We start from the raw sequence: 20,441 nt of genomic DNA on the forward strand, positions 1-20,441 counted from the left end.
CGGCGCGTTCCGGCGCGGTCACCCGACGCCGGAACGCCTTCACCTCGACATCGGCCGCGCCCACGGCACTCGAGGCGCACCGCACGGGCGCGGGTCCCCTCGTCGTGCCGGACCGGCCCGGCGCCCGACGTCACCGGTCGGCTTCGCTGAGCCCCCGGACGAGCTCGACGAACTGCGCCGCGGTCGAATGACCGTAGAACTGCTTCGGTGACACCTTCGGCAGGTTTCGTTCCCGCATCTCGGCAAGAACCCGGACCACCAGCAACGAGTTTCCGCCCAGGGTGAAGAAGTTGTCCTGCAGGCTCACCCGGGTGTTCAGCAGCTTGCTCCAGATGCTCAGGATGTCATCGGCGAGTTCGCTGGAGGCGGGCTCCTGGGCGTCGGGTGCGCCGGCCGGCCCGGTGCGTGGATCGGGCAGCCTGGAGATGTCCGGCTTCCCATTGATCGTCAGCGGAATCTCGGTGACCTCGGTGATCGTCGCGGGTGTCATGTAGTCGGGCAGCATCGTCTTGGCATGCACGAGCACCTGTGCGCAGTCCGCGGCTGCCTCGAGGACGACGTAGGCGTCGATCCGGCTGCTCGCCGGATCATCCGGCTGGTCCCTGCTGACCACGACGGCCGCGGCGGTCACCTGGGGGGCACCCAGCAGCACCATGCGGATTTCATCCAGTTCGATGCGGTGCCCGCGCACCTTGACCTGGCTGTCCAGCCGGCCGAGGTGATCAAGGCGGCCGTCGGGGTGCAGCCGCCCCTTGTCGCCGCTGCGGTAGATCCGTTCACCGGTCAGCTCATCGAGGATGAACCGCTGCTCGGTCAGTTCGGGCCTGCCGAGGTACTGGTCGGCCACCCCCGCGCCACCCACGTAGATCTCACCCGAGGGACCGGGCGGAAGGACCCGCCCCCGTTCGTCCCGGATGGACACCGACCACCCCGGCAGCGGACGGCCGACCGATCGTGAGCCCGCCACGACCTCCTGCGGGGTCACCGTCTGGGCGGTCACGTGCACGGTGGTCTCGGTGATGCCGAACATGTTGACCACCCGGCAATCGGTGGCCGGGTGCCGGGCGAACCAGGGAGCCAGCATGCGCACGTCGAGTGGTTCGCCACCGAAGATGATCAGTCGAAGGGCCAGGTCCCCGCCGGCGTGGTGATCGTGGCGGATGAGTTGCGCGAACGCCGACGGCGTCTGGTTCAGCACCGTGACGCGTCGCTCGGCCAGCAGGGCGTAGAACTCCTCGGTATCGCGGGTGGTCCAATAGGGCACGACGACGAGGCGACCACCGGTGAGCAAGCAACCCCAGATCTCCCATACGGAGAAATCGAAGGCGCTGGAATGGAACAGTGTCCAGGTGTCGTCCCGGCCGAGGGCGAAATCCTCGGCGGTGGCCCGCAACAGCGCCAGCACGTTGCGATGCGGCACGACCACGCCCTTGGGCGTGCCGGTGGAACCGGATGTGTAGATCACGTAGGCGGGGTCGTCACCTTCGGCGGAAGGCCGTGCACCGGTCGTCGCCCGACCTGCTCCGAGTTCCGTCAGCGCGGACGGGGTCAGCAGCCGAATCCCGGGAACCGGCGGGAACTCCGGTGCGGACGTGACGATGACGGGCAGCCCCGCGTTCTGCGCGGTGAAGCGCAGGCGCTGCGCCGGATAGCGCGGATCCATCGGCACGTAAGCACAGCCCGCCTTGAGCACGCCGAGCAGGGTGACCACCAGATCGGCGTCCCGTTCCAGGCAGACACCGATCCGGCTGCCCGGCGCGATGTCCAGCGCACTCAGGCCGGCCGCCACCGCGTCCGCCCGTTCGTCCAGTTGCCGGTAGGTCAACTGCTCATCGCCGGCCAGCAGTGCCACGGCTTCCGGCTGTTTGGCGGCCACCTCCTCGAAGGCGCGATCGATGCGTCCCCGCACGGGCGTCGTGTCACCCGCTCCGCCCGCCCGCAGGAGCGCCGCCTGTTCGGCGCGGGGCAGGAGCTCCAGCCCGGACAGTGGCCGATCCGCTGTGCCGTCCGCCAGTTGCCCGGCCAGATGCGCCACGTGCGCGCAGAACCGCTGCGCGACGGAAGCGTCCACGATGCCCCGGTCGAACCGGCAGACCGCGCGTGAGGACCCCCGGTCCAGCTGGACGGTGAGCGGGAAGACGGGCGTCAGACAGGCCGTATAGCAGCCTTCCTCGAAGGCCGGGCTCAGGATGACACCGACCGACGGCGGCTCCTGCGGCGTGACCGGCGCCTGGTCGAACCGGCGGAGGAAGTCCCCGGTCGAGCACTCCGGATGCTCGTCCACCGCGTGAACGCGGACATGGTCGCCCGTGCCGTCGCCCAGGTCCAGCACACCCAGCTCCGCTCGATGACCGCCGCCGTATCGGCTCACGGCCAGTGCGATCGCGGGAAGGAAGAGCCGTTCGGCTTGCCCGCCAAGGGGGGTGAGATCGATCCGCTCACTGCCGACGACCCCGCGCAGCTCCGGATCGCCCAGGCCCCATTCGAGGCCCCCGCGATAGGTGAAGGCCGGCCGGGCGGCGGTGGCGGGCAGGCCGGGCACGCCATCACCGGGTCCGTTCAGCAGCAGCCGGGCGATGCGCCGCAGTGAGTCCGGGGGGACCACCGCGCGGACGGCCACCAGGACCACGTCCACGGTCCCGTCGGCGTACCGCAGGGCCACGACGCGTAACGGGGGGCCGTCCCGATGAATCGGCCGGAGGGACTCGGCGCGCCTGCGTTCCTCGGCCGTCGGTTCGTCCGCGCCGACCGGCACCGAGGTCTGCCAGACCTGGACCGGATCGGGCATCGCCCGGGACAGCAGGCGCTGCGGATCCGCCGTGTCGGGGAGCCGCAGCACGAGGCTGTGGCATCCGGCGGCGGAGTCTTCGATCGTCGATGTCGTCACGGGTGACCTCCTGGTCATCGGGAGGTGAAGCCGCCGTCCACGGTCAGCACGCTGCCGGTGACCTGGCGGGACTCGTCGGCTGCGAGCCACAGTGCCGCGTTCGCGATGTCGGACGGCTCGATCAACGCGTTCATCGGCTGGTCCCGGACGAAGATCCGCTCGTGCTCGGCGACCGGGACCTCCAGCGATCGGGCGATCTCGGCGAGCATCCGGCCCTCCAGCACCGGATCATCACGGACCGAGCCGGGGCACAGCGCGTTCACCCGTACCCCCATCGGGGCGTAGTCCAGGGCCGCGGCCTTGGTCAGTCCGATCAACCCGTGCTTGGCTGCGACGTAGCTCGAGAAATGCCGGTATCCGACTGTGCCGGCGGTCGAGGACACGTTGATGATGCTGCCGGATCTGCGTGGGACCATCACCGGTGCGACCGCCTTCATCATCCGCCAGGCGCCGGAGAGGTCGATGTCGAGCATGAGCGACCACTCCCGCTCGGTGATGTCATGGGCGATCTTCCCGGAGGGCGAGGCGATTCCGGCGTTGTTGACCAGCGCGTCCACCGCGCCGAACCGGTCCAGTGCCTGCTCGACCGCCAGCTCGCACTGCCGGGCGTCCCGCACGTCGACGGCGGCGGTCACGGTCGCGGCGCCCGCGCGTTCACACAGGGTCGCGGTGTGTTCCAGCTGGCCGGATGATCCGAGCGGATAAGGCACGTCGTCGAGATCCCGCGCGATGTCCAGCAGGAGCAGGTCGGCGCCCTCGTCGGCGAACCGGAGCGCGCAGGCGCGGCCGAGGCCGCGGGCCGCGCCGGTGATGATCACGGTCTTGCCGGTCAGCCTCATGCCCGGCTCTCGGCTATCACGCGCAGCACCCGTTCCGGCTCGTCGACCAGAAACATGTGGCCGCCGGGAAGCTCTCGGTAGGCGAACGGACCCCGCGTCTCCCCGGCCCATTGTTCGGCCTGCTCCCGGGAGACCAGTTCGTCCTGCTCGCCGCGCAGGGCGGTGATCGGCACCGAGAGCGGCTCGGTGCCGCTCGCCCGGTAGTTCTCGTGCATCTCCACGTCGGCGCGGAGCACCGGGAGCAGGACCTCGGCCAGTTCGGGATCGTCGAAGGCCGCATGCCGGTAACCGGCGAACCGTTGCACCCCGGCCAGGAACTCCTTGTCGGCCAGGCCGGTCGCCCGTTCGGACCGTCCGCTGTGCGGCCCCGGCGATCCACTGACGTACAGGTGACTCAGTCCAGGGTGACCGATCCGCTCGAGTTCCCTGGCGATCTCGTAGGCGAGCACCGCGCCGAGGCTGTGGCCGAACAACGCGATGGCCCCTCCTTCGCCGGCATCGGCCAGGATCCTCGGTGTCAGTTCGGCGACGGCGTCGGCGACCTCGGTGAACGGGTCATCCAGGAATCGCTCCTCGCGTCCCGGCAGCTGGACCGGAAGCATGGTGACCTCCGATATGCCTAGCTTTTCCCATTCTCGGAAGAATCCGGCACCACCGCCCGCGAAGGGCAGGCAGGCGAGAAAGAGCTGCTGTTCACCCATGGGGTCCCCCATCTTTCCTCGTCATTCACGACGTGTCCCGACGACCCCAGTCCCCAGCGCCACTTCGCAGGTGAATGAGTAATTGTATGGATCGTGAATAATAGGTGGCTCTACCGGCGTGAATGTCGGGAGACAGTGATAGTGCAAGTCTCGTGATCACGACAGCGTCGGCACTCTACAGACCGACTCTGCCGGATGTAAAGGGAATACTTCTCGTCGGTGATCGAATTCTCGTCCCCCCTGTGTTTCGACGCCCGATCATGGGGGAACCGGGAGTGCCGAGGTCGCAAGAAACCAGCCACTCTCGGCGCCAGACTCCATGCAAAGGGAATCGGCTACTCTTTGAATGTGCAGGTCAGTGAGGGGTTCACGGGGCGGTGATGGCGTTATCGCGCCATCTGGGCGGCCTGACGGGCAGTCGGGGGTTCGCCGGTCGCCGGCAGAGCGTTGACGCGGACTGGTTGGTCATGGCAGCTTGTTGCCCCAAGTGCGGATCTACCTGTCGACCTGGAATGCCGAATGTGCAGCACAAATCCCTTTCGTGCGTTCCGTCCACGCGGTGCACAATAGGTGATGGGCAGCAGATGCATTGGCCATGGACCTGTTGTTTCGTGAATCGGCATGGTTATGCTCGCTGGTGTCGACCGGAAAAGCTGCTGGGGTTTGTCGGACGGGGTGGTGTTGATGACTTCTTCATGCTGGGCGCTATTAACTGATCATGGAAACGGGCGACGCCGGGATGTGATGCAGTGAGCACCCTCCAGCCCCCGGCCACCCAGACGGAGCGGATCCTCGCCGAGATCTGGTGTGACCTGCTCGAACTCGACGAGGTCGACGTACTCGACAACTTCTTCGAAGTCGGCGGGTACTCGATGCTCATGCAGCTGGTGCGAGAGCAGATCGCGCAGCGTATCGGCATCCGGCCGACCCTGACCGAACTGTTCATCCACTCCACGATCCGGTCATGCGCCGCTTTTCTTGACGGATCGGCCCAGAAGCAAGAAGCGGTCGCACCTGCGCAGGAAAGGGCTGAAAGTCCGGACTCCGTTGATTCAGGAGCCGGTCGGCGCGATACGGATATCGCCGTCATCGGCCTGGCCTGTCGTTTCCCGGACGCGGCGGATGTCGACCAGTTCTGGGGCAATCTCGTGTCCGGTGTGGACAGTGTCAGCCGTTTCTCCCCGAAAAGCATCACCGGTCCCGGCGGCAGAACGCGGGAATACGTACCCGCGCGTGGATTGCTTGAGGCACCGGAATGGTTCGACGCGGGTTATTTCGGCTATACCCCGCGTGAGGCCCTGCTCATCGATCCCCAGCATCGGGTGCTGCTGGAGTGCGCGGTCGAGGCGATCGAGGGCGCCGGCTACGACCCGGACCGATTTCCCGGCCAGATCGGCATCTACGCCGGGTGCAGCCTGTCCAGCTACACGGAGATCCTGCGGGCCAAGCAACAAGAAGACGGCTCGATCACCGACTGGGACATCCTGACCGGCACCACCAGCGACTATCTGGCCAGTCGCGTCGCCTACAAGCTGGGTCTGCGAGGACCGACCGCCAACGTGCAGGCGGCCTGCGCGACCTCGCTGTACGCCGTGCATTTCGCCGCGAAGGCACTGCTCGCCGGAGAATGCGATCTCGCACTGGCCGGCGGCACTTCGGTACGGCTGCCCGCCAAGCTGGACAATTACCGGGTCGGCGGAATCACCTCACCCACCGGCACGTGCCGCCCGTTCGACGCGGCCGCTGACGGGGTGATCGGTGGTGAGGGATGCGGGATCACCGTGCTGAAGCGGCTGTCCGACGCCATCGCCGACGGCGACCACATCCATGCCGTGCTGCGGGGCTCCGCGGTGAACAATGACGGCAGGGACCGTGCGGGGTTCACCGCGCCAGGAGTCCGAGGGCAGGTCGAGGTGATCAGGGCCGCCCAAAGCGCCGCGGGCGTCACTCCCTCGTCCATCACCTACGTCGAGGCACACGGCACCGGCACCCGGGTGGGAGACCCCATCGAGATCGCCGGGCTGAACCAGGCGTTCGCCGACGGGAAGCCACACGAGCAGCCCTGCTTGCTCGGCTCGGTGAAGGGCAACATCGGGCACACCGATGCCGCCGCCGGTATCGCCGGGTTCATCAAGACGGTGCTCGCCGTGGAACGCGGGGTCATCCCGCCGAGCCTGCACTACTCCGAGCCGAACCCGGACATCGACTTCGCGGCGGGCCCGTTCGCCGTGGTGACCGAGCCCACGCCGTGGGAGCCCGTCGGGCTGCCGCGCCGGGCCGGTGTCACCGCGCGCGGGCTCGGCGGTGGCAACGCGCACGTCGTGCTGGAGCAGCCGCCGTCACCGCTGCCGAGGGCGCAGACCGCGGATGACCAGGTGCTGGTGTTGTCCGCGCACACCCCGGCCGCCCTTGACGAACTGACGGCGCGGCTCGCCGCTCAGCTGACCGATCATCCCGAGCTCGAACTGCGGGATGTGGCGTGGACGCTGCAGGTCGGCAGGCGGCTGCACGGGCACCGCCGGTACGCGGTGGTGCGGGATCGGCAGGACGCGCTGCTGGTGCTCGGCGGGGAAGCGCCGGAGCGGCTGGTCACCGGTGACCACGCCCGGGACGGGCGAGCCGTGGCCCTGCTGGTGCCGGAGACGGCCGACGCGGAGGTGGTGCGGCGTTGGAAGGCCCTCGGCCTGAATCCGGACCTCACCCTGCATCCGGACTGTGGTGACGCCGAGATCGGGTCCGCTCTGGACACTCCGGGCCGGCTGTTCCTGGAGATCGGCGACTCACGGCTGTCCGCACGGCTGCGGGAGCACCCCCGGTGGACGCGGGAGCACATCGCCGTCACGGTCACCGATCCACTGGCAGCACTCGGTGAGCTGTGGCTCGCCGGACTGCCGGTCAACTGGGCGGCAGCCCACACGAGCCAGGTGAGAAGGGTGCCCTTGCCCGGCTATCCGTTCCAGCGGCAGCGTTATCTGCTGGAGGCGGGGCCCGCCGCACAGCCGCCGTCGTCCACTCCGGACGCCGAACGGGACACGCGACAGACGGTGTCCATGCTGTTCACCGAAATGCTCGGCCTGCCGGACGTCGACCCGGAGGACAGCTTCTTCGATCTCGGCGGGGATTCGCTGGTCGCGACCGAGCTCGTGGCCAGGATCGAGCAGTTGCTGCCGGTGGAGCTGGAGGTGCGGTCGCTGTATCTCGCGCCGTCGCTGCGGGAGTTCACCGCGCTGATCGAAGAGCGGATGCGTGACTCGGCGGTGCGGCATGGCTGACATACGGGTCATCGGGCGCCCGGCGCCGGCCACCGCTGTGGCCACCCTGTACTGCTTTCCGCACGCGGGTGGTGCGGCGGGGGAGTACGCGCGGTGGGCGGAGTACGCCCCTGGCTTGCGGCTGGTGGCCGTCCAACCACCGGGCAGGGCGCACAATCTCGGTGAGCGGGCGCTCACCGCGATGCCGGAGCTGGTGAGCGAGATCCTCGCGCAGGTGCAGTTCACCCCGCCGTTCGCCCTGTTCGGCCACAGCCTCGGCGCGCTCATCGCGTACGAGGTGGCCAGGGCCCTGGAGCCAAGGCCACTACGGCTCTTCGTCTCGTCGTGCCCGCCTCCGCCCCTGCCCGGGCGGGCCCAGCCGTTGCACCTGCTGGACGATTCCGCGCTGCACGCCGAGATCGAACGGCGCTGGGGCCCGCTGCCCGCGGCGACCAGATCCGACGAGGACCTGCTCTCCGCCGCACTGGCCTGCTATCGCGCGGATCTCCAGGTGCTGGAGACCTATGAGTTCGTGCCCGGCCCCCGGCTGCGTTGCCCCGTCACCGCTGTCGCCGGTGCGGGGGAGCCGGAGGGCGGGGCGTGGATGACGGGATGGCGGGACCACACCGACGGAGCCTTCGAGTCGTGCGTGCGGCCGGGAGGTCACTTCCACACCCGGGACGACCTCGATGGCCTGGGCAAGCTGCTCAGCGACACGGTACGCGCCGATCTGATTCGCGCCGAGCGCGGTGTGCCCAGATGAAAGGCGTAGGGGTTCGCCGGGTCCTTTGTGGGCCGGCGGGCCGCCTACGGGGGTGAACAACCCGACTCGGGAAGAGAACACAGTGGGGATCAGCCGTGCACCGGAGTATCACCGGGACTTACCTCAAGCTTTACGCGAACGTCCACAACGGAGCCGACGAGCTGATGCCTCTGACCGGCGCCCAGCGGAGGTTCCACCACACCAGGGCCGCCGATCCACGCGACCGGGTCAGGATCCTGCCGGTCTTTGTGGAATTCCCGCCCGGCCTGTTGTCGACCCACCGGCTGGAACAGGCGACACGATCGGTCCTGCTGCGGCATCCGGCGCTGCGCGGGGCGGCGGACACGGCCGGCGGGGTGCCGGTACTGCGGATAGGTCCGGTTCCTGAGGGTCCCATCGTGCGGGAGATCGTGGCCTCGGACACCGACGGCGCCGTATGGGCGGCCTTGGACGACTGGCCCGCCGAACGTGGTTCGTTCCGGGTGATCCTGGCCAGGGACGATCGGAGGGATCTGCTGGCCATCGGGTTCGACCACCTCGTCTGTGACGGCGAGTCCACCGGCCTGGTGCTGGACGAGCTGATGTCCCGCTATCAGGGCGGGGCGCACGTGCCGGATTCCGAGGCCGCCGCCGAACTGCGCCGCTACCGGGACGCGGTGGAGCGGCAGCTGGCAAGGGAACACGAGGCCAGCGGGCCGGAGGCGTTGGCGCACTGGACATCCCGGGTGCGTGACGCGGGGCCCGGCCTGTGGGGCAGAGGCAGGGACGCGGGTGAACCGGGCGGGCGGGAGTCCACCTGGCAACGCGTCGCGCTGCCGGGGCAGGCCACGGATCGGCCGTTCCCGGTGTTGCTGGCCGCCTGCCACAAGGCGCTGGCCCGGATACCGGGAACCGCGCCGGTCGCCTACACCTGGGGAGGCCAGGACGGGGCGGGGGTGGTCGGCTGCTTCATCAACACGGTGCTGGCCAACCCGCAGGGCGATGGCGTTCGCGAGAGCTGGTGGGAGGATCTCGAGTTCGTGGACACCCCGTTCGACGAAGTCGTCCGGGCCGCCAGAGCGTCCCACGCGCCGTGGACCGGCCACCTCGATCTCGTGCTGACCGTCATCGATCGCACGCGCCGCCCGGCGCCGGTGCTGGACGGCGTGCCCGGCCGGTTCAGGTACCCGCCGGGCACCAGGATCGAGGACCCGGTGATCGTCATGGCCGTCCATGACCGGGGTGAGTTGTCGCTGCGCATCGATCACGATCCCACGATCGTGCCCGGTGCCGCCGCGACCGGGATCGCCGACGCACTCCGTGAACCGTATGTGGACGCAGGCCATGTCGCGGGCTGAACTCACCACCCGGTCACTGCTGGTCTGCCTGGACGGGGCACCGGCCGTGGACTTGCCCGACGGCGACAGTGTGTTGTTCGGCTGGCGGGGCGGGGAGATCACCGTCGGCACCGACCAGGCGCTGACCGCGGGCCGGATCCACGCGTTCGGCGACTACTGGCTGATGTCGAACTACGGCGCGGCGGGCACCTACTGCGTGGAAAACCTGGAGGGGGCAGGGGAGTACGTGAAGGTGCGGGCCGGCAGAGTCGGGGTGCCGATCCCCTTCGAGCTGAGCCGGGTGACGCTGACCGTGGGTGCCGGGAGCAACAGCTTCACCGTCTACGCCCCGGAACGCCGCTCCACCGCCGGGCCGGATGGCGCCGGAATTCCGTTGCTGGACGAGGAAAGCCGGTACTTCCAGGTGCTGGTCTGCTTGTGCGAGCCGAGATTGCGGGACTGTGGTGTGGCGGCGGTACCGACCCCGGCGCAGGTCTCGGCCCGGCTGTCCGCCTCCGACCGGCCGCTCGGCCGCTCGGCGGTCAACTACCACATCGACTACCTGGCCACGAAACTCGGGATCGTGGCCCCGCGCGGGATGACCCGGGCGTGGAAGCGGGTCACGCTGGCGACGGTGGCGTTGAAGTTCGACCTGGTGCGCCCCGAGCATCTCCGTCTCATTCCCGGACTTGCTCCGGGAGGAGACGACCAGGGTGACCATCACCTCCGTCAGCACCCGATGCAACGGGTGCCGGCGACACCGTCCCGGCGGAGGTGACGATCTCCGTGACCGCGTCGGTGAACTCATCCAGGGTGGTCTTCTGGAACATGATCCGCACCGGTACGCGGTGGCCCAGCTCCGTGCGGATCCGGCCGACCGCCTGCACCGCGAGCAGCGAATGTCCGCCGCGCTTGAAGAAGTCGTCGTCCTCCCGCAGTTCGATGCCGCCGAGAAGCTGAGACCACACCCGCCGAACCACCTCCCGTACCGGGTTCTCGGCGGGTGCCGGGCTGTTCGTGGTGGGCGCCGTGCTTGTGGCGTGCGTGGCGCGCAGGGCCGCGAGATCTACTTTGCCCCGGTCGGTCATCGGCAACCGGTCCACGAAGGTGATCACGTTGGGCACCATGTGGCCCGGCAGCCTGTCCCGCAGGTAGTCGTGGATCTCATCGGCCGACGGTCGGTTCACCGTGGCCACCACGTACCCGGCGAGCGTCTGGTCCTGGAGCAGGACCACACAGTCCTCGACCTCCGGATGCGTGCGCAGAGCGGACTGTACCTCCCCGGTCTCCACCCGGAGTCCGTTGATCTGAACCTGATCGTCGTCCCGGCCGAGGAACTCCAGCACGCCCGCAGCGCTCATCCGGACACGGTCACCGGACCGGAACACCCGGCCCAGGTCAGGCAGCCGGATGAAACGCTCCGCCGTGAGCGCGGCATCGCCGAGATAGCCACGCGCCACGCAGGCGCCGCCGATCAGCAGCTCCCCGTCCGGCGAGACGTGCAGCTCGACCCCCGTGACGCCGAGGCCGATCGGTACCTCCGGCCCGGTGTCCGTGCCGGCGTCGAACTCGTGGTAGGTGACCGCCACAGCCGCTTCGGTCGGTCCGTACCGGTTGAACAGCCGCACCCCGGGCAGCAGTTCGGTGATGCGGCGGGCCACCGAGGCCGGCAGCCGGTCCCCACCGCTGATCAGGTACCGCAGGCCGGTGGCTTTCCGGAACTCCGGCTCATCGAGCAGTGACGGCAGTATCGCCGGGGGGAGCCGTACCGCGGTGATCTCGTGCTCGACGAGTGCGGTGGCGATGGCGAGCGGGTCCAGATGATCGCCCTCGGCGAGGGAGACCACCGTGGCGCCGGCACCGAGTGGCCAGAAGAAGTCGGTCAGCGAGGCGTCGAACGTGTAGGGCGCCACCTGCAACAGCCGGTCGCCCGGCCCGAGCGGCAGTCGTTCGGCGAGCCAGTCCAGGTGTGGCGTGAGGTTACGGTGCTCGACGACCACGCCCTTGGGCGTGCCGGACGATCCGGAGGTGTAGGTGACGTACGCGGGATCGTCCGGGCTTCCTGCGGCGGCCGGTTCACCTTCCCGGTCCCCGTCCTCGCCCCCGTCCATGCCGAGTGTGCGGACACGGTCGTACCGGAACTGGGCCGCCGTCGCGTCGTGCACCAGCGTCACGACCGGTGCGCAGTCCGCGAGGATCCGTGCCAGCCGAGGGGCGGGTTCCTGCAGACCGAGCGGCACGAACGCGGCACCCGCCCGCAGCGCACCGAGCATGCCGATCGCCATGTCGGCCCCGCGCTCCAGGAACAGCGCCACCCGCTCGCCAGGGCCGGCTCCCGCGTCGGCCAGACGCCTCGCCAGCCGTCCCGACCGCTCGTCCAACTCCCGGTAGGTCAGCGACCGTCCGGCACTGTCGAGCCAGGCCGTGTCCGCCTGCGCCTTGTCGAGAATCCGGGTGTGCAACAAGCCGTTGTCCGACATCTTCATCCCCCCGCGGGTGGAACACTCGCCGAGGTCCGATCCGATCACAGACCAGGGGCCGAGTCATCCTGTCGAACGTCAGGGGCGGTCGACAGGCAGCCACGTATGGCACATGACGATGTCCCGCCCGTGCCCGGGCTGTAGCCTTACTGAAGGCAGGGGGAATTGCCTTTCCAGATGACCGCATGGTCGCACCGCCGCCGCTGAGATTGCCGTGCGGGGCCGCGTGCGCTTGCAGACCGGCCTGGGAACAGAGCATCTACGCAGATATCTCACGCCGCGAGATGAGGAGACGCCACGCTCATGGACTCCGTGTCGAGTATTCCGCTGTCCGTTGGTCAGGAGGCGATGTGGACCGCCTGGAGAACCGAGCCCGAAACGCCTGTCCATATCTTGCCTATTCCGTTCCAGGTGCACGGAACGCTGGATATGCCCCGGTTACGCGCGGCCGTTCACGCCCTGGACGCGGCGTACCCCCACCTGCGGGGCCGGATTCAGCGCACCCCGGACGGGCCCCTGCTCACCTGGACCGACGCGCCCCGAATTCCGGTGGCCGAGCGGAGCATCTCGCTGGGGCGGGATGAGGCGGTGCGGCAGGCGTGGCAGCGGCCCTTCGATCTCGAGGCCGGGCCCCTGGCGCGGGTGCACGTCCTGCACGGGCCGGACTACACGGTTCTGCTGCTGACCGCGCATCACCTTGTGTGCGACGACGCGAGCGTGCCGCTGTTGACCGAGGCGCTGCGCAAGGCATATGCGGGACAGCGTCTCCAGCCCGCCGACCACAGCGGCCCCCTGTCCGAGTTCGCCCGCCGGTCCAGGGAAGTGTCGGATACGCCGGCGGGCGATGCGCATCGAGCGCACTGGAGGCGGTTCCTCGGCACAGACCTGCCGCGCGTTCCGCTGCCGACGGGCGGGGACGGTCGCAGCGTCATGTACCGGGCCGACGTTCCGCCGGCGCTGGCGCGGCGGCTGCGGGACCGCACTCGCGAACTCGGTGTGTCCTACTTCACCGCGTTGTACGCGGGGTACCTCGTGGCCTTGCGGCGGCGTACCGGGCTGGACGACCTGCTGGTCTCCGTCCCGTTCCACTCTCGCACGGCACCCGGGCTGCGTGACAAGGTCGGCTGCTTCGTCAACATGCTGCCGATCCGCCACCGGTTCAAAGCACAGGACTCCTACGCGGATGTGCTGTCTCGATCGGGCAGCGAGGTGAAGGACTGCCTGACCTACGGCGAGCTGCCGCTTCCGGCGGTCATGCGTGAACTCGGACCGACCGGGTCGGCCGCCGGGGAACGTACCTGGCAGACCGCGTTCCAGTACACGACCGTGGGCTCGGGCGCCGGCCTGGATGTGCAGCGGCCGGAACTGGTGTCGGGCGACGACCACTGCGTGCTGAACCCGCTGGACACCGAGAGCAGTGCCGGATTCCTCCCGACGCTCATGGTCAGGGAGGACAGCACCGGCACCCAGGTGCTGTGGAAGGACCCCCTGGGGCTGGCCGGCGAGGCGGAGGCTCGCGCGATGGTTTCGGAGTATCTGGACATGCTCTCGGAGATCGCCGCTGATCCCGGCCGGCCGATCGCCCCGGTCCCGGATGCGGTGAGCGCGCCGGCCGGGCCCGAGCGGGCCGAGGCCGGGCGAGCGAGCGCCGTGGAGCCGGAGCAGCTGCGCCGGATGGCCGAGGTGTGGCAACAGGTGCTGAAGAAGGATGAGATCAAGCCGGATGACTCGTTCTTCACCCTGGGCGGGCAATCCCTGATGGCCGGTGCCCTGGTGACCGCCGCAGGGGAACGGTTCGGGGTGCGGATCCCGCTCCGGACGCTGTTCGAGCACTCCCGGCTGGGCGATTTCACCGAGCACGTGCTGGGGCTGGCGGCGCCCACCGCGCCGATCCCGGATGCCGTCGCCACGGATGTTCCCCTGGCGATGACCGCTTTCCAGCAGCGGATCTGGCTGGCCGAGCTGATCGATCCGAGCGTGCGCAATCACGTGCCGCTCGCCTGGCGGGTGGAGGGCCGGCTGGACCCCGGCCGGCTGCGTGTGGCGCTGGGCCGGCTGGTGGCCGAGCACGAGATACTCCGTACCCGGTTCGTCGATGACGACGACGCGTTGTCCGTGCGGCTGGGGCAACCGTGGGTGCCGCCGCTGGAACTGCTCGACCTGCGGAACGCCCCCGACGGCATGATGGACTGGCTGGACGCCGCCCTGCGCCTGCCGTTCGACCTCGAGTCCGGACAGCTGCTGAGGGCCGCCCTCGGTGACCTCGGTGACGGCCGGCAGGTGCTGCTGCTCTGCCTGCACCACCTGGTGATCGACGGGGAGTCGATTCCCGTGCTGCTCGCGGAGCTGGACCGTCACTACACCGCTTCGGACAGGCCGCGACCGGTCGTCCAGTACCGGGAGTTCGCCGCCTACCAACGAGAGCAGCGGGACAGCGAGGCCTGGAACACCGATCTGGAGTACTGGGCGTCCGCACTGGAGGGAGCGCCCGCGGATACGCCGCTGCCCGCGCCGAAGCAGCCGGAGCCGAACGGGGCGTTCCGGATCCCGTTGCCCGAGGGGCTACTGGATTCGCTGGGCGCGGTGCAGTCCGAACACGGCGTCAGTTGGTTCATGGTGGCCGCCACCGCGCTGGCGGTGACCCTGCACCGGTGGACGGGCCTCGACGATGTCACCTTCGGGTCTCCGACGGCGAACCGGAATGAGCCCCGGTTCGCCGAACTGCTCGGCCCGTGCCTGAACACCGCGGTGCTGCGCTCCCGGGTGACCGCGGACAGCACAGTGCTGGACGCACTGCTGCGGATGCGCGGCGAGGCGCTGGGTGCGCTGGAGCACCAGACCGTCCAGTTCGACGACGTGATCACCCGGCTGAGTCCGGTCCGGCGGTTCGGGCACACCCCCTATGTGAACGTCACGTTGAACATGAACCTGTTGGACGCCCACGCCGCTGTGCTGGGCGGGACGCGGCTGACGCCGGTACTGGACGACTCGCTGCGCAGCGAGAACGCCAAGTTCGGCCTGACGGTGACCATGGCGCAGCGGGACGGCGATCTGATCGGACTGGTGGCCCACCGCGGAGAACAGCTGGGCGGCGAACACGCCCGGGAACTGGCCGGCGAGCTCGCCGCCCTGCTGGCCCGGTTCCCGGAGGCCCTGAGCGAGCCGGTCATGCGACTTGGCTGAACCGACGCCGTGCGGGGAGCGCCTCAGTGCTGGCCGGGCAACTGGGTGATGGGGTGTCCGACGACGTTGTGCGGCTGGTACGGCTCTTCGAGGTAGCTGATCTCTTCGTCGTCGAGTTCCACGTCCGGTGCGGCGATGGCGTCCTGGAGATGGCTCATCTTGGTGGCGCCGACGATGGGGGAGGTGACGGCCGGCTTGGAGAGCAGCCACGCCAGAGCGAGCTGTGCCATCGGCAGCCCGCGTTTGGCGGCCAGCTGTCCGAGCCGGCCGACGATCTCGCGATCCGTGTCGCGGTAGAGGGTCTTGCCGAACTCGTCGGTTTCGCTGCGGGCGCTGACGCTGTCCCATTCCCTGGTGAGTCGTCCCCTGGCCAGCGGGCTCCAAGGAATGACGGCGACGCCCTGGTCGGCGCACAGCGGCAGCATTTCCCGCTCTTCTTCGCGGTAGATCAGGTTGTAGTGGTTCTGCATCGTGGTGAAGGGAGTCCAGCCGTTCCGCTCGGCGACGTGCTGGGCTTTGGCGAACTCCCAGGCCCACATCGATGACGCGCCGATGTGCAGCGCCTTGCCCGCCTTCACCACGTCGTGCAGCGCCTCCATGGTGACCTCGATCGGCGTCGCCGGGTCCCACCGGTGGATCTGGTAAAGGTCGACGTAGTCGGTGCCGAGCCGGCGCAGGCTGTTGTCGATCTCGGTCATGATCGCCTTGCGGGAGAGGCCGACGCCGTTGGGTCCGGGACGCGTCCGCCCGTGAACCTTGGTCGCCAGCACGATCTCGTCGCGGTGGCCGTATTCACGGAGTATGTGCCCGACGATCTGCTCACTGGTCCCGGCGGAGTAGACGTTGGCGGTGTCCAGGAAGTTGATCCCGGACTCCAGGGCGTGCAGCAGCATCGGCCGTGCTTCGTCGAGGTCCAGGGTCCAGCTGTGGACGCCCTTTCCGGGTACGCCGTAACTCAGGGCGCCCAGGCAAATCTGCGACACGTCCATACCGGTCGAGCCCAGCTTGACGTACTTCAAGATGTTTCTCCTTGATGGGATCGGTGTCAGAACGACAAACACTTGATGTTGGCAAGGGCGCAGACTTCCTCGCAAGTGTTGGCGAGAAACAATCTGATGCACCGCCAGCTGCCGTATCCTGGACGGGAGTTACCGGTGCACGCTCACTGGAGAGACCCCGACAGGACGGATCGGAATTCTCCATTGACAAAGAGCAGCGGGTCGGCCGTACCCACAATCCCGCATTCCTCCACCGAGCCGACGACAATGGTGTGGTCCCCGGCCTCGACGAGGTGGACGGCCCGGCAGGCGAAGTGCCCGATGGTGCCCGCGAGCCGCATTCCGCCCGACGCGGGAGCACCCGCTGTCTCGACCGCGGCGAAACAGTCGGATCCGGTGGGCCGGTCCGGATCGGCGAACCGGCGTGCCAAGGCGTGCTGGTGCGCGCCGAGGACATTGACCACGAAGCCGCCCGTGCTCTCGATGAGAGTGGTGATCCGGGCCCCGTGCCGCACGGAGAAGTTCACCAGCGGCGGGGAGAGCGACAGCGTGGCGAAGGAGTTCACCGTCATCCCGTGCATGTCGTCTCCCCGTCCGCTGGTCACCACGGTGACCCCGGTGGGCAGCTGCCGGGCGACCGTGCGCAGCTCCGCCGGTGTCACCGACGATGCGGGCGTGGTCCGGCGGCTCAGGGCGATCCCTCCTTCGATTCCGGGAGCGGACGCGCTCCCAGGAGCACGGCACCGAGATGGGATATGCCGGCGCCGAGCATGACGTACGTCTCCGGCTCGGCCAGTTGTTCCGGGTCGGCCGGTTTCGTTTCTCCGCTCCGGTCGACGAGGCCGATCAGCGGATCGCTGCCTTGGCAGTGGGCGATACGGCCCACCCCCTCCAGCGCGATCCGGTCGGCGGTGAAACCGGCCTCCGCGAGGTACATGCGCATCACATGGCGCGCGAAGTTGCTGGGCAGCACCAGTGTTCCCGCCGACCGGAAGGGATGCCGCGCCGACAGCCGGGCGAACACCTCGCGGTACGCGTTCATCCGCGAGGTGAGCTGCCGGTGTGCGGATCCGCCCCCCGACTCCTGACCCGGGGCGGCATGGTGTGCCATGGCCAGCACCGGCAGACCGGCGGCCTCCGCCGACACGAGCGCCGAGGCCGCCCCGTCGCTGGCGATCGCCACCCCGCCCGCCACGACACGCAGACCTCCGGTCGAGATGTCGGCGAGGTCACCGCTCACCACCATGACGTGACGGGCGGTGCCGTCCCTGACGAACGACGCCGCGGTTCCCACCGCGGCCATGGAGGTGGCGCAGTCCATCAGACCGACCGTGATCACCGTGGCCCCGCTCATCCCGGTCTCCGCCAGGAACTCCGAGACATCCCGGTGAGCGGCGCGGCCCGGTGGAAGCGAGTCGGTGGCCAGCAGCACGATGTCGATCTCACTGCCCGGCACTCCGGAATGCGCCAGTGTCCGACTGACGGAAGCGGTCATCAACTCGACCATCGGCGCCTCGGACCAGTGGTAGGTGACGAACCCCGCCGAGGGGGAGGTGAGGTCGGCGGCGGCCGGTGACCCCGACAACTCGGGCAGGTCGGCCACCGGCTCGGCATACTCGCCCAGTTCGTAGGCGGGGGCGCACAGACGCGGAGTGATCACCGGCAGCCCTCCCGGGACGCTTCCTCGGCGGCGGCCGTGAACAACTCGGCCAGCCTCCGTACGGTGGCCTCCTCGTACAGCTCGGTGTCGTATTCAAGCCAGCCCGTCACTCCGTCGGCACGGGGGTAGACCGCCAGGGTCAGGTCGTAGCGGGCGGTGCCTTTGTCGACGTCCGTCGTGGACACCACGGCGTCCTGGAGGGTGCGGGTGGTTTCCCCGAGGTTGTCGAAGACGAACACGGCGTCGAAGAGGGGATGCGTACCGGCAACCCGACGCGGGGCGTCGATGAGTTCTCCCGGGTACGCCGCGTGCCGCAGCCCCGCGCGGGAGATCGTGCGGGCAGTCCGCACGCGGGCAGCCCAGGAACCGTCATCCGGGTTGCGCAGCCGCACCGGCAGCACATTGAGCAGGTAGCCCACCGCCGTCTCGGCGCCCGGCCGGTCCCGGCCGGCGGTGAAGGTCCCCAGAAGGACGTCCGCGTGTCCTCCGAACTTCTCCAGGGCCGCCCAGGCCACCGCGAGCCAGCCCGCGTACGCGGAGGCGGCCTCGCGTTTGGCCAGCGCGGCGATCCCCGCGGTGACACCGGGCGGGAGCGAGAACGCCACCCGGTTTCCGTTCCGTGCAGTGGTCCCGGACCGCGGCCGGTCCGTCGGCAGGGGCGGGGGCGGGGCGTCGACCACCCCCGCCCAGTACTCGGCCGCGGCCCGCCCGGCGTCGCCGGCCACCCACGCGGCCTGTTCCCGGGCCCAACGGCTGAACGGGGTCACGGCGGGCGCCGGTGCGCCGGCATCACGGTCGAGCGCGTCCAGCAGCATTTCGAAGGACCACGCGTCGAAGACCAGGTTGTGCACGACGACGAGCAGCCACGCCTCCTGGGCGGCGGGCCCCGTGGCCAGGACGACGCGCAGCAGAGGACCGCTCGCCAGATCGAACGGTTCCCGGGCCAGTTCCCGTGCGAGGGCCTCGGCCTCCTGGGCTGTCGCACAGTGGGACCGGGTCAGCCGGGGCGGCAGCGCCTCGTGGACGACCGGCCGGACCTCACCCCCGGTCTCCTCGAACGTGGTGCGCAGCGCTTCGTGGTCCCGGACGAACCCCTCGACGCGCTCTGCCAGCCGATCGAGGTCGGCCGTCGCTCCGGTGAGGCGGACGGCCTGGCAGACCACGTCCGCGGGCCGGCCGCCGATCGCGTGGTGGGTCTCCCACAGCCTGCGCTGGCCCGGTGTCAGCCGCTCCTGCGGCCGGGCCCTCAGCACCTTGGCGCGCAGCAGCGCTCGCTGCTGCGGGGTGAGGGCCGCGAGCCGGGCGGCGAGGGCGGGCGACGGTGACGAGGTCATGCGTAGCGCCTCCGCAGTTCGTTGAGCTGGCCGAGACTCTGGACGACCAGGTCCTCGTCCACGCCGAAGTCGATCAGGCAGGCGATCTCGGTCACCCCCATGCCCTTGAACCGCTCGACCACGGCCATGCAGGAGTCGGGCGTGCCGAGCAGAGCACCCTTCTCGAAGTACTTGTCGAAGGCGAACCGGACCAGTTGGTCGGCGTCGCCCTCCGACATGTCGCGGACGCCGGCGCCGGGCGCGAGGTTCTTCTTCTGCGAGTCGATGACAGTGAGGAAGGATCGCAGGTACTCGCTGAAGGGCGGCCATACCGTCTCGCGTACCTCGTCGAGGTCGGTGCCGATGAACGTGTGCAGCATGAGGGTGACCGTCACGTCGTCCCGGTCGTGCCCGTGCGCCTCGAGCGTCTTGAAGTAGAGGTCGAGTTTCTCCTCCAGCTCCTCGTTCGACATGTCGATGAGGGCCGTCAGCACGTTGCAGCCGAGCCGGCCGGCCGTCTCGAAGGTCTCCGGGCTCTTGGTGCAGGTGAGCCAGACCGGCAGTTCGGGCTGGACCGGCTGCGGATGCAGCTCCACCTCCACGTGGTTGCCCAGACCGTCCTGGACGGTGACCGGTTCGCCCTCCCACAGCTCGCGGATCGTGGTGACCGCGTCGAAGGTGTGCTGCCGACGGTCGGTCCAGCCGGACGGGTTGATGGCGAAGTCGACCGGGCTGAAGCCGGTGGCCAGGGCGATGCCCACGCGGCCCTGGGACAGGTTGTCGACGACCGCCCAGTCCTCCGCCACCCGGATCGGGCTGTGCAGCGGCAGGATGACGCTGCCGGCCCGGATCTGCAGCCGCTGCGTGGCCGTGGCCAGCGCGGCGCCCAGCACGGACGGGTTCGGGTACAGCCCGCCGAAGCGGTGGAAGTGCCGCTCCGGCGTCCAGATGGCGGTGAAGCCGTTCTCGTCGGCGTACCGGGCGGCGTCGAAGACGAATCGGTACTTCTTCTTCTCGTCGCCGGAGAAGAAGATCAGGCTGAAGTCCACG

General features: G+C 69.3%; 14 protein-coding genes. 5 read left to right on the top strand and 9 right to left on the bottom strand.

From position 1 onward, the window contains the following. Positions 1 to 130 precede the first annotated feature (130 nt). The 3 genes from IO24_RS0110465 to IO24_RS0110475 all read right to left on the bottom strand — a co-directional run bounded on the left by IO24_RS0110465 (position 131) and on the right by IO24_RS0110475 (position 4,439). Positions 131 to 2,635 (bottom strand): amino acid adenylation domain-containing protein, encoded by a 2,505-nt coding sequence (locus IO24_RS0110465; protein WP_199808841.1) that lies wholly within the window; start codon positions 2,633 to 2,635, stop codon positions 131 to 133. 266 nt (positions 2,636 to 2,901) lie between these two features. Then, entirely contained in the window at positions 2,902 to 3,726 is an 825-nt protein-coding gene (locus IO24_RS0110470; RefSeq protein WP_031134284.1) for an SDR family oxidoreductase, read from the bottom strand. After that, positions 3,723 to 4,439 (bottom strand): thioesterase II family protein, encoded by a 717-nt coding sequence (locus tag IO24_RS0110475; protein ID WP_338055576.1) that lies wholly within the window; start codon positions 4,437 to 4,439, stop codon positions 3,723 to 3,725. Before IO24_RS0110475 ends, IO24_RS0110470 begins: the two co-directional genes overlap by 4 nt. A gap of 737 nt (positions 4,440 to 5,176) precedes the next feature. On the opposite strand from IO24_RS0110475, the gene IO24_RS40525 reads away from it, so the two are divergent. The 4 genes from IO24_RS40525 to IO24_RS42795 all read left to right on the top strand — a co-directional run bounded on the left by IO24_RS40525 (position 5,177) and on the right by IO24_RS42795 (position 10,535). Then, positions 5,177 to 7,699: a type I polyketide synthase gene (locus IO24_RS40525; RefSeq protein ID WP_051905875.1), complete on the top strand. Its 2,523-nt coding sequence runs from the start codon at positions 5,177 to 5,179 to the stop codon at positions 7,697 to 7,699. Beyond that, positions 7,692 to 8,441 (top strand): thioesterase II family protein, encoded by a 750-nt coding sequence (locus tag IO24_RS0110485; RefSeq protein ID WP_045296301.1) that lies wholly within the window; start codon positions 7,692 to 7,694, stop codon positions 8,439 to 8,441. The genes IO24_RS40525 and IO24_RS0110485 overlap by 8 nt, the downstream gene beginning before the upstream one ends. 95 nt (positions 8,442 to 8,536) lie before the next feature. Beyond that, entirely contained in the window at positions 8,537 to 9,778 is a 1,242-nt protein-coding gene (locus IO24_RS0110490; RefSeq protein ID WP_051905877.1) for a condensation domain-containing protein, read from the top strand. After that, on the top strand, positions 9,765 to 10,535 hold the full coding sequence (locus tag IO24_RS42795; protein ID WP_045296274.1) for a hypothetical protein: 771 nt from the start codon (positions 9,765 to 9,767) through the stop codon (positions 10,533 to 10,535). Before IO24_RS0110490 ends, IO24_RS42795 begins: the two co-directional genes overlap by 14 nt. On the opposite strand, the gene IO24_RS0110500 is transcribed toward IO24_RS42795, so the two are convergent. After that, positions 10,435 to 12,237 (bottom strand): non-ribosomal peptide synthetase, encoded by a 1,803-nt coding sequence (locus tag IO24_RS0110500; protein ID WP_158872483.1) that lies wholly within the window; start codon positions 12,235 to 12,237, stop codon positions 10,435 to 10,437. The genes IO24_RS42795 and IO24_RS0110500 overlap by 101 nt on opposite strands. Before the next feature lie 303 nt (positions 12,238 to 12,540). Here IO24_RS0110500 and IO24_RS0110505 point away from each other — a divergent pair, with 303 nt between their 5' ends. Beyond that, complete coding sequence (locus IO24_RS0110505) at positions 12,541 to 15,420, top strand: condensation domain-containing protein (RefSeq protein WP_078899302.1); 2,880 nt, start codon at positions 12,541 to 12,543, stop codon at positions 15,418 to 15,420. A 23-nt stretch (positions 15,421 to 15,443) separates the two neighbouring features. On the opposite strand, the gene IO24_RS0110510 is transcribed toward IO24_RS0110505, so the two are convergent. From IO24_RS0110510 to IO24_RS0110530, 5 genes are all read right to left on the bottom strand, one after another. Next, positions 15,444 to 16,439 (bottom strand): aldo/keto reductase, encoded by a 996-nt coding sequence (locus IO24_RS0110510; protein WP_031134298.1) that lies wholly within the window; start codon positions 16,437 to 16,439, stop codon positions 15,444 to 15,446. 143 nt (positions 16,440 to 16,582) lie between these two features. Beyond that, the gene (locus tag IO24_RS0110515; protein WP_031134300.1) at positions 16,583 to 17,080 is read right to left on the bottom strand and encodes a flavin reductase family protein; all 498 of its coding nucleotides are present in this window, start codon (positions 17,078 to 17,080) and stop codon (positions 16,583 to 16,585) included. A gap of 26 nt (positions 17,081 to 17,106) precedes the next feature. Further along, the gene (locus IO24_RS0110520; RefSeq protein ID WP_078899304.1) at positions 17,107 to 18,078 is read right to left on the bottom strand and encodes a beta-ketoacyl-[acyl-carrier-protein] synthase family protein; all 972 of its coding nucleotides are present in this window, start codon (positions 18,076 to 18,078) and stop codon (positions 17,107 to 17,109) included. Further along, complete coding sequence (locus IO24_RS0110525) at positions 18,075 to 19,412, bottom strand: condensation domain-containing protein (RefSeq protein ID WP_031134304.1); 1,338 nt, start codon at positions 19,410 to 19,412, stop codon at positions 18,075 to 18,077. The genes IO24_RS0110520 and IO24_RS0110525 overlap by 4 nt, the downstream gene beginning before the upstream one ends. Continuing rightward, positions 19,409 to 20,440, bottom strand: a complete 1,032-nt coding sequence (locus IO24_RS0110530; RefSeq protein WP_031134306.1) for a MupA/Atu3671 family FMN-dependent luciferase-like monooxygenase — start codon at positions 20,438 to 20,440, stop codon at positions 19,409 to 19,411. Before IO24_RS0110530 ends, IO24_RS0110525 begins: the two co-directional genes overlap by 4 nt. Between the last annotated feature and the right edge of the window lies 1 nt (position 20,441).

Source organism: Streptomyces flavovariabilis, assembly GCF_000725785.1.
Taxonomy (GTDB): domain Bacteria; phylum Actinomycetota; class Actinomycetes; order Streptomycetales; family Streptomycetaceae; genus Streptomyces; species Streptomyces hawaiiensis.